This window comes from Cryobacterium sp. TMT1-62 (assembly GCF_004403145.1).
Lineage (GTDB): Bacteria > Actinomycetota > Actinomycetes > Actinomycetales > Microbacteriaceae > Cryobacterium > Cryobacterium sandaracinum.
In genome coordinates this window covers 46,581-56,566 of record NZ_SOGZ01000010.1, presented here as the reverse complement: position 1 = coordinate 56,566, position 9,986 = coordinate 46,581, and the positions used below count along the sequence as shown (strand labels likewise).

The window sequence follows — 9,986 nt, the reverse complement described above, 5'->3', positions numbered from 1 at the left end:
GTGGCTCGCGCCCGAGCGTGCGGCGTCGGTGTGACCGGCGCCGGAGCGACCGGCGCCCGAGCGCGAGGAGTCGCCACCGGTGCGGCCCCCGCCGGAACGGCCGAAGTCAGAGCGGCCCGAGTCGGAGCGGCCGGCGCCGCCGGTACGGCCTGCGCCACCCGTGCGTGCAGCCGAGGCGGCGGTCTCCCGGATGGGCGAGGCGCGGAGGCGACCCTTCGACCCGGCCGGGATGTTCAGGTCGGCATAGAGGTGCGGCGACGACGAGTAGGTCTCCATCGGAACCGGCGTGCCGAAGTCGAGCGCGTTGTTGATCAGCGTCCACTTGTGCATGTCGTCCCAGTCGACGAACGTGACCGCAATGCCGGTCTTGCCCGCACGGCCGGTGCGTCCTACGCGGTGCAGGTAGGCCTTCTCGTCCTCGGGGATGGTGTGGTTGATCACGTGAGTGACGTCGTCCACGTCGATGCCGCGCGCGGCGACATCCGTGGCGATCAGAATGTCCTTCTTGCCGGCCTTGAAGGAGGCCATGGCGCGTTCACGCTGTTCCTGGTTGAGGTCACCGTGCACGGCCGTGGCGTTGAAGCCGCGATCGCCGAGCTCCTCGACCAGCTTGGCGGCGGCGCGCTTGGTGCGGGTGAAGATCACGGTCTTGCCGCGGCCCTCGGCCATCAGGATGCGGCCGATCACCTCGTCCTTGTCCATGTTGTGTGCGCGGTAGACAAGGTGCTCGATGTTGGCCTGCATCAGGCCCTCGTCGGGGTCGGACGCACGGATGTGGATCGGGCGGTTCATGAACCGGCGCGCCAGGGCGACGATCGGGCCCGGCATCGTGGCCGAGAACAGCATCGTGTGGCGGGTGGGCGGCGTCTGCGAGAACAGCTTCTCGATGTCGGCGAGGAAGCCGAGGTCGAGCATCTTGTCGGCCTCGTCGAGCACCATCTCGCTTACGTTGGCGAGGCTGAGCAGGCGCTGGCTGGCGAGGTCGAGGAGCCGGCCGGGGGTGCCGACGACGATCTGCGCGCCGGCCTTGAGCGCCTCGATCTGACCTTCGTACGCCTTGCCGCCGTAGATGGAGACAACCTTGGTGTTGCGGTTGCTGGAAGCCATCTCGAGGTCTTCGGAGACCTGCACGCACAGCTCGCGGGTCGGGACGACGACGAGTACCTGCACGCCGGGTGCGGGGTCGAGCCCGAGTCGCTGAATGATCGGAAGGCCGAAGCCGAGGGTCTTGCCGGTGCCGGTCTTGGCCTGACCGATGATGTCCTGGCCGCTCAGGGCGAGGGGGATGGTCTGCACCTGGATGGGGAAGGGCTCGATGATGCCTTTATCAGCGAGAGCCTGAACCATGTCCTGGTCGATGTTGAGTTCGGAGAAAGTCACGAATTATTGCCTGTCATTAGCTGGAAGCGGGATGCGCCCGTCTTTTGCTTCGGGCACCTGGCCATCGATCCATGCCGATGGCGTGGCCCCAGCCTATCGGGCGGCCCTGTGAAGTCTCTTATACCGGACCCGGACGCGCCGATGCGCCCAGCGTGGGCCGGAACCCGCGGTGGCGGCACGACACTGTTCTAAGCTGGGCCTGTGATCATGTGGATCGATGGGCGCAAGAAGCGCGTGGAGGCACCCCGGCAACCGGCGCGGCGGGCACGTCAGTCGACCACGAAAATGGACATCGCCGGTTTCACGCCGGAGTTGCTGCCCTACTTCGGCCAGGCGGCATACTTCCAACTCGGCATGTTCGAGAACCTCGCCCTGGCCATCGCGATCGCTCCGGACCTCACCGCGAAGGAGGCGCTGAGCGTCGCCGCCGGCCGGGCCCTCGCCAAGCACCAGGGGCTCGTGGCCGAGATCCGCCGCCGCGGCGGTGAGCCGTCCGAGGTGATGGCCCCGTTCGCGCCCCACCTCGACGCGTTCCGCGAGCAGACGGCCGGCGCCGACTGGAACGAACTGCTGCTCAGCTGCTATCTCGCCGGGGGACTGCTCGACGACTTCTTCATCCGGCTGTCCGACGGGCTGCCCGGCGATGTGGGCCCGCGGGTGGCGCACCTGCTCGGCCAGGACGCCGGCACGGAGGTTCTCGTCACCCACCTGAAGGCCGCTATCGGCGCCGCCCCGGCGCTCGGGTCGCACCTGGCCCTGTGGGGACGACGCCTGGTCGGGGACACCCTGCTGGTCGCCCGCTCGGCTCTGCCGATGGAGGGCATCACCGCAGCGGAGTCCCGGATCGAACCCGTGTTCACCGAGCTCATCGCCGCGCACACGCGGCGCATGGACGGACTCGGCCTGACCGCCTGACCGCCTGACCGCCGGCCGCACGGGGAACCTTCGTCACGCGCGGGCCGGGTGCCCGTCGCGCATCAGGGTGTGCAGCATCCGCTCGTCGCCGGCGGTGCGCGTGCGCACCAGGGCCAGGTCGGCTGCGACGGATGCCAGTGCGGTCACCCCGAGGGTGACCCACCAGATCCAGCCACCGTCCAAGGGCGCGCCGAGCCAGCTCAGCGCCACCCAGACGACGGACGCGACCATGGTGCCGATCGCCGGGACGAGGACTGCACCGTGTGCGCGGCGCCCCGGAATGGCATACCGTGCGGCAATCCCCAGAACCGCACCGCCGAGGGCGATGAAGAGCAGTTCCACGGTTGGTCAGGCGACGAAGCCGACGCGGCGGGACTCCTCGGAGCCCAGCTCCACGTACGCGAGCCCGACGGTCGGAACGATGTAGACCTTGCCCTTGCTGTCGGAGAGCTTCAGGTACCCGGTCTGCCCGGCGAGGGCGGCAGCGACCGTTTCCTCGACCTCGTTCGCGGGCTGTGAGGTCTCGAAGCCAATCTCACGGGGAGAATTGAAGATGCCAATGCGGATATCCACCAGATGCGCCTTTCGTTGCCTAAGCGCCCAGATTACGACAGAACCGCGCACCGGGCCGACATCGTTCACTGTCGGCGCAACCCGTTACGTTTGAAAACGTGACAACCCTGGGACTCCCGCTCCGTACCGAGCAAGAAACGGTCGTTCTCGACGACTCGCAACGCGCCGTTCTTGCGCTGGTAGCGCAGCCTGCCCTGCCCGGTGGTCGACGCCACACCTCGGGAGTCAGCGCCTCCGTGATCGGCGCACCCGGCACCGGCAAGACCACCACGCTGGTCGAACTCGTCGCCGAGTGCGTGCGGGGCCACGGGTATTCGCCCAGCGAGGTGCTTGTGCTGGTGCCCACTCGCACGGGGGCGACGGCCCTGCGTGACCGGCTTGCGCTGCGCCTCGGCGTGCCCACCAACGGCCCGCTGGCCCGCACCGCGAACTCGGTCGCGTTCCAGATCGTGCGGGATGCCCTGGCCCGGGCGGGAGGCGCGGCTCCCACCCTGCTCACCGGCGGCGAACAAGACCAGATCATCGCGGAGCTGCTCGAGGGGCACCGGCAGGACCACGCCGAAGCGCAGCAGGCCGAAGCGAAGGGCGGGTCGCAGCACATCGAGTCACACCCTGAGTCGCGGCACGCCGCACCGGACTGGCCCGACAGCCTCGGCGCCGACGTGCGCAGCCTGCGCGGGTTCCGCACGCAGCTGCGCGACCTGATGATGCGCGCCGTCGAATACGGCGTCACCCCGGAGGCGCTTGCGGCTCTCGGCCGCAGCGAGCAGCGCCCGGAGTGGGTGGCCGCGGCCGAGTTCATCCGCGGCTACGACGACGTGAAAGACCAGTCCCGCCCCGGCCAGTACGACTCCACCGAACTGGCCCAGTTCGCCGCGGCCATCGTGGCCCGGGCCCCGGCCGGTTCCGCGGCGCTCGGCTCGCTCGGCAGCCTGCGCCTGATCCTGCTCGACGATGCGCAAGAACTTACCCAGGCCAACCTGACCCTCCTCGCCCAGTTCGCGGCGCGCGGCGTGGGCGTCATTGCGTTCGGCGACCCCGATATCAGCACCGGTTCCTTCCACGGCGCCCACCCGGATGCCCTCGGCCGGCTGGGCGCGTACCTGTCCGGCGCCGTGCTGCCGACCCTGGTTCTCAGCACGGTGTACCGGCACGACGCGGCCATCCGCGGGGTGGTGCGGGGTCTCACGCACCGCATCGGCGCGGCCTCGGCCGGCACTCAACGGTTCGCCGTCGGCGTGGCTGACCCGGCCGCGCAGGCAGTCCAGCCCGGAGGGCAGGCGGACCAGGCCGAGCCTGCCGGGGAGCCGAACCCCGTGCAGACCATGCTCGCGGACAGCCCCGCCGACCAGCTCGCCGTGATCGCCCGCCGGCTGCGGGAGCGGCACGTGCTCGGCGGCATTCCGTGGGGTCAGATGGCGGTCGTCGTGCGCAGCGGCTCGCTCGTGCCCGCCCTGTCCAAGGGGCTCGCCGCGCTCGAGGTGCCCACCCAGGTGTCGTCGGCGCAGACCGCGCTCCGCGACGATTACGCCGTGCGGGCCTTCATCCTCGCGCTCGAGGTGACCCTGGGCCGCACACCCCTGGGGCCCGAGGAGGCGACCCTGCTGCTCCGCGGCCCGCTCGGCGGCCTCGACCCGATCACCCTGCGGCGCCTGCGTGCCGCGCTGCGCCAACAGGAACTCAGCAGTGACCGGAACCGCTCCGCCGACGAGCTCCTGGTGGAGGCCCTCGGCGACCCCGGCCTGTTCGCCGCCATCGACAACCGCACGGCCCGCCGGGCCGCCAGCTGCGGGGAGAGCCTTCGGGCGGCCGCCGTGGAATACGCTGCCGGCGCCACGATCGAGGAACTGCTCTGGGGTCTCTGGCAACGAAGCGGCCTCGCCCGGGAGTGGAAGGACCAGTCCACCGGCACGGGCATCGTCGCCGACGAGGCCAACCACAACCTCGACGCCGTGGTGGAGCTCTTCTCCGCCGCGCAGCGCTACGTGGAGCGCACCCCGACCGCCCCGCCGGTTTTGTTCCTCGAACACCTTGTCGACACCGACGTGCCCGAAGACACCCTCGCCCCGCGCGCGCTGGGCGACGCGGTCATCGTGTCCACCCCGAGCGGCCTGATCGGCCGCGAATTCGACGTCGTCGTCATCGCCGGGGTGCAGGAGAACGTCTGGCCCGACCTGCGCATCCGTGGTTCGCTGCTCGGAGCCGGCGACCTGGCCGCGCTCGCCGCCGGCCGGCGCCCGGAGGAGGCCGGCGCCCGCACCACCGTGCTGCACGACGAGCTGCGCATGTTCGCCCAGGCGGCCAGCCGCGCCCGCAGCGAACTGCTGGTGACTGCCATCGACAACGAGGAGAACCAGCCGTCGGTCTTTTTACGGCTGCTGCCGAAGCCCGCACCGCGCACGGCTCCGGAGCCCGGCGACATCAGCCGCTACCCGCTCTCCCTGCGCGGCCTGGTGGGCCGGCTCCGCCGGGATTTGACCCGGGGCACCGCGGCCCACGGCGACGAGGCCGCGAGCCGGGCCACGGATGCCGCGGCGACCCTGGCCCGGCTGGCCCGGGAGAACGTGGTCGGTGCCGCCCCCGACCAGTGGTACGGCCTGAACGAGCCCAGCACCGTGCGCCCGCTCAACGACCCGGAGGCCGGCGACGCCCCGGTGCGCGTCTCGCCGTCGCGGATGGCGGCCTTCGAGACCTGCCCGCTGCACTGGGTGATCGGGCAGGTCGGCGGCGGCACGTCCAACACCGCCGCGAACCTCGGCACGATCATCCACAAGGTGATGGAGGACTCCACCAGTCATAGCCCCGACGCGCTCTGGAAGGGCGTCGAGGCGCGCTGGGGTGAGCTTCAGTTCGACGCCGACTGGCAGTCCCGGGTGCAGAAAGTCGAGGCGCGCGTGCTGACCGACCGGCTCGCCTCCTACCTGCTCGACTTCGAACACGGCGGTGGCAGCCTGCTCAGCGCGGAGGGCACCTTCCAGCTCGACGTCGACGGCGCCGTGCTGTCCGGCACGGTCGACCGGGTCGAGCGGCTCGGCGACGGGCGGGCGGTCATCGTCGACCTGAAGACGGGCCGCGGCGACCCGATCAGCGACGCCGGGGTGGCCCTGCATCCGCAGCTCGGCGCCTACCAGCTCGCGTTCAGCGAGGGTGCCATCGAGGGCATCCCCGCCGGAATGCCGCTCGCCGGCGCTCGCCTCCTGATCGTGTCCAGCGGCACGGTCAAGCAGAATTACCGCAATCCCACCCAGTCCACCTTCACCCCTGAGGAGCTTGCGGCCTTCCGCAGCCGGGTCGGTTGGGACGCCGCCGGCATGGGCGGCGCCACCTTCCTCGCCGAAATCAGTTCCCACTGCCTCGACCCGCGCTCGCACGGGTCCTGCCGAATCCACGTCATCAAGCAGGTCAGCTCATGAACCAGTCCGTCACCCCGCCGCCCATCTCGGCCCGCCAGATCGCTGCGACGCTGGGCATGTTCCCCCCCACGGATGAACAGCAGGCCGTGATCGAGGCGCCGTTGACGCCCACCCTCGTGGTGGCTGGGGCCGGCAGCGGCAAGACCGAGACCATGGCCAACCGGGTGCTCTGGCTGCTCGCCAACGGGCACGCCCGGCCCGACCAGATCCTCGGCCTCACCTTCACCCGCAAGGCCGCCGGCGAACTGTCCGAGCGCATCCGCGACCGCATCGACCAGCTCGACGCGCAGGGGCTGCTGCCGAAGCCGCCGGCGCCCGCGGCGGGGGTGGTCACGATAGATTCCTCCGACCTGTTCAACATGCCCACGGTGTCGACGTACAACTCGTTCGCCAGCCGCCTGTTCACCGACAACGCCCTGCTCCTCGGGCGCGAACCCGAGTCGGTGCTTCTCAGCGAGACCAGCGCCTGGCTGCTGGCCCGCCGAGTGGTGATCGAGCACGGCGACAGCCGGCTCGTACCCTTCGGCAAGAAGCTCGACGCGGTGACGGATGCCGTGCTTGCCTTCAGCCGTTCCCTCGCCGAGAACCCCCCGCCTGTTGTTCCGGGCGTTCCGGCCGCGCCGCACGACCTGACCGGCCTCTCCGCCGGCTTCGGCTATCTGCGAGACCTGCCCTACGGCAACCCGCGCAAAAAGATCCCGTATGCCTCGGTCGCCGAGTCACTCGCGGCGGTGGAGCCGCTGCCGGTTCTGTTCGAGCTCGCCGAACGCTTCGCAGTGGAGAAGCGCCGGCTCGGGCTGATCGAGTTCTCCGACCAGGTGGCTCTCGCCCTGCAGGTCTGCCAGAAGACCCTGCAGGTCGTCGCTCGCTACCGCGACCAGTACCGGGTGGTGCTGCTCGATGAATACCAGGACACCTCGGTGCTGCAGACCGAGCTGCTGCACACCCTCTTCAGCCGGCATCCGGTGATGGCCGTCGGTGACCCGCACCAGTCCATTTACGGCTGGCGCGGGGCCAGCTCGGCGAACCTGCTGGGTTTCTCGCAGAGCTTCGCCGGACTCTCCAACCGCCAGTCGCCGTCGATGAGCCTCTCCGTCACCTGGCGCAACCCGGTCACGGTGCTTGACACCGCGAACGCGCTGGTGGCGCCGCTGAGCGAGGCGCTCCGGGCCCGGCCCGACGGCATCCAGGTCGACACCCTCGCGGTGCCGGCCGGTAAGGCGAACGGGCGGGTCGAGGCGTCGATGCTGGAGACCATCGCCGACGAGGCCCGGGTCGTGGCGGACTGGTTCGCCACGCGCCTCACCAGCGGCACCGACAAGTCCGGCGCGATGCTCTTCCGGGCCCGGCGCGAGATGGAGTTCTTCGCCGAGGTGCTGCGGGAGCAAGGCGTCCGCGCCCACGTGCTCGGCCTCGGCGGCCTGCTCTCCACCCCGGAGGTCACCGACGTCATCTGCGTGCTGCGGGTCGTTCACGATCCCTCCGCCGGCAGCGAACTGGTGCGACTGCTCGCCAGCGGTCGCTACCGGGTCGGCCCCCGCGACCTGCAGCACCTCGCGGCCGTGGCGCGCTGGCTGGCGGCACACGACTGGGCCCAGCAGGCGGTGACACAGGAACTCAAAGCCAAGATGCGGGCATCCGTCGCCGTCGACGAGGGCGCGTCGCTCGTCGACGCCCTCGACTTCGTGGCTGCCGCCCCCGAGACCCACGGGCAGCTCGCGGGCTTCAGCGACACCGGCCGGGCCCGGGTGCGGGCCGCCGGCCGCCAGCTGGCCTGGCTGCGCGCGCGGGCCGGCCTGCCGCTGCTGGACTTCGTGCGGCTGATCGAGCAGGAGCTCCTGCTCGACGTGGAACTCGTCGCCAACGAGGCCAACGGCCTGGGCCTCGCGAACCTCTACGCTTTCCACGACACGGTCTCCGCCTTCCTTGCCAGCGACGAGGTCGGCAGCCTCGCCGGTTTCCTGCGCTGGCTGGGCAGGGCCGCCGCCTACGACGACCTGGGCCCGCGGATCGAGCCGGGCGAGAGCGGCACCGTGCAACTGCTCACCATCCACGGGGCCAAGGGGCTCGAGTGGGACTATGTGGCCATCCCCAACCTGACCGAGAAGAGCCTGCCGGCTCAGACCCGGGACGGGGCCGGCTGGCTGAAGTTCGGCGAGCTGCCCTACCCGTTCCGCGGCGACCGGGCCGAGCTGCCCGAGCTCGCCTGGCAGGAGCATGAGACCCAGCTGTCGTTCGACACAGAATTTCAAGCCTACAAAGAGCAGCTCGCCGCCCGCCACGACGACGAGGAGCGGCGCCTGATCTATGTGGCCACGACCCGCGCCCAGGAGGAGCTGCTGCTCACCGGATCGTACTGGGGCGGCGGCAGCACCGTGCGCGCCCCCAGTCGGTACCTCGAAGAGCTCGCCGAGGCCGGGCTGATCGCCGCGCTGCCGGAGGGCAGCGAGCACGACGAGAAACCCGACACCGGGGAGGGCGTCGACGAGCACTGGCCCTTCGACCCGCTCGGCACGCGGCGGCCCCTCGTCGAGGCCGCGGCCGCCCGGGTGCGCGCCGAAGCGCAGAGCGAACGCGACACCCGGTGGTCCCACGCGGTCACCCTGCTGCTCGAGGAACGGATGCTGCGCCTCGCCGGCGCGGGCGCCGTCCCGCTGCCCACGCGCATTTCGGCTTCCCGGTTCAAGGACTACATCGACGACCCGGTGGGGGTGGCCGCCGCCCTGCGCCGCCCCATGCCCGAGCGACCGTATCGGGCCACCCGGCTGGGCACCCTGTTCCACTCCTGGGTGGAACAGCGCGCCGGCGGGGCGTCGGGCGGCGACCTGATCGACGCGGACGAGAGCGAACTGGACCTCGGTGACCAGGGCCCCGACGACCTCGACCTCGACCTCGACCAGAACCAGCCGCTGGAGCAGGCCCAGCTCGAACGGCTGCAGCGCACCTTCGAGCACTCGCCGTGGGCGTCGGTGCAGCCCGAAGAGGTCGAGATCGAGATCCACCACGTGCTGGCCGGGCAGGTCTTCGTGTGCAAGCTCGACGCGGTCTACCGCACCGAGACGGGCTACCAGGTCGTCGACTGGAAGACCGGCCGGGCGCCTTCGAGCGCCGCGGACCTCGAGCTCAAGCAGACCCAGCTGGCCCTGTACCGGCTCGCCTATGCGCGCTGGAAGGGCATCGACCCGGAGATCGTCGACGCGGTGTTCTACTTCGTCGCGGACGACACGATCGTCGCCCCCGACCGGCTCTACTCCGAGGAGGACCTGGTGCGGGCCTGGTCGTCCGTTCGACTGAAGGCGGTATCGCCCACGGTGTCGAGCGCGCCGGTGGTGGCATCGTCGGCCGATGACGATGACGACGAGCCTGGACCCGAACCGGAGCCGGTCTCGTCGTCGTCCTCGAACTCGCCGCCGAACTCCGACAGGTTGTAGGCGTCGGTGTGCATGGAACCACCCAGGTCGCGGCGGGGGATGCCGCGCGGTGTGGACTTGAGCATGCTCTCCACCCCGGCAACATCGAGGATCGGGCCGGCGGCCGGTGACAACGGATGCGACGTAGCCTGGTGCACGTTGTCCACCAGACCGTCGAGCATGGCCACGGCGTCGTCGACGATCCCCTGGCTGCGCGTGTCCGTGCCGTGCAGCAGCCAGCGGGCCAGCTCCAGCTCGGCGTAGAGCATCGCGCGCTGCGTGATCCTCGGGTCGT

General features: G+C 70.7%; 6 protein-coding genes. 3 read left to right on the top strand and 3 right to left on the bottom strand.

Annotated elements, in window-relative coordinates:
- On the bottom strand, positions 1–1,380 hold a 1,380-nt coding region (locus E3T34_RS02690; protein WP_134342091.1), incomplete at its 3' end, for a DEAD/DEAH box helicase.
- A gap of 207 nt (positions 1,381–1,587) precedes the next feature.
- Between E3T34_RS02690 and E3T34_RS02685 the strand changes: the two genes are divergently transcribed.
- Entirely contained in the window at positions 1,588–2,295 is a 708-nt protein-coding gene (locus tag E3T34_RS02685) for a ferritin-like fold-containing protein (protein WP_233191421.1), read from the top strand.
- A gap of 33 nt (positions 2,296–2,328) precedes the next feature.
- Here the strand turns inward: E3T34_RS02685 and E3T34_RS02680 are convergent, their stop codons facing one another.
- Positions 2,329–2,637 carry a hypothetical protein gene (locus tag E3T34_RS02680; RefSeq protein WP_104101049.1) on the bottom strand — a complete coding sequence of 103 codons (309 nt, stop codon included), beginning with the start codon at positions 2,635–2,637 and terminating at the stop codon, positions 2,329–2,331.
- A 6-nt stretch (positions 2,638–2,643) separates the two neighbouring features.
- Positions 2,644–2,868 carry a DUF3107 domain-containing protein gene (locus tag E3T34_RS02675; RefSeq protein WP_104101050.1) on the bottom strand — a complete coding sequence of 75 codons (225 nt, stop codon included), beginning with the start codon at positions 2,866–2,868 and terminating at the stop codon, positions 2,644–2,646.
- 98 nt (positions 2,869–2,966) lie between these two features.
- On the opposite strand from E3T34_RS02675, the gene E3T34_RS02670 reads away from it, so the two are divergent.
- Both E3T34_RS02670 and E3T34_RS02665 read left to right on the top strand, forming a co-directional pair.
- Positions 2,967–6,281 (top strand): ATP-dependent DNA helicase, encoded by a 3,315-nt coding sequence (locus E3T34_RS02670; RefSeq protein WP_134342090.1) that lies wholly within the window; start codon positions 2,967–2,969, stop codon positions 6,279–6,281.
- Positions 6,278–9,712, top strand: a complete 3,435-nt coding sequence (locus tag E3T34_RS02665) for an ATP-dependent DNA helicase (protein WP_134342088.1) — start codon at positions 6,278–6,280, stop codon at positions 9,710–9,712. Before E3T34_RS02670 ends, E3T34_RS02665 begins: the two co-directional genes overlap by 4 nt.
- Positions 9,713–9,986 lie beyond the last annotated feature (274 nt).

Excerpts from the sequence above, each read along its gene's own strand:
- E3T34_RS02685 (WP_233191421.1), top strand. The coding sequence starts at position 1,588 with ATGTGGATCGATGGGCGCAAGAAGCGCGTGGAGGCACCCCGGCAACCG.
- E3T34_RS02665 (WP_134342088.1), top strand. The coding sequence starts at position 6,278 with ATGAACCAGTCCGTCACCCCGCCGCCCATCTCGGCCCGCCAGATCGCT.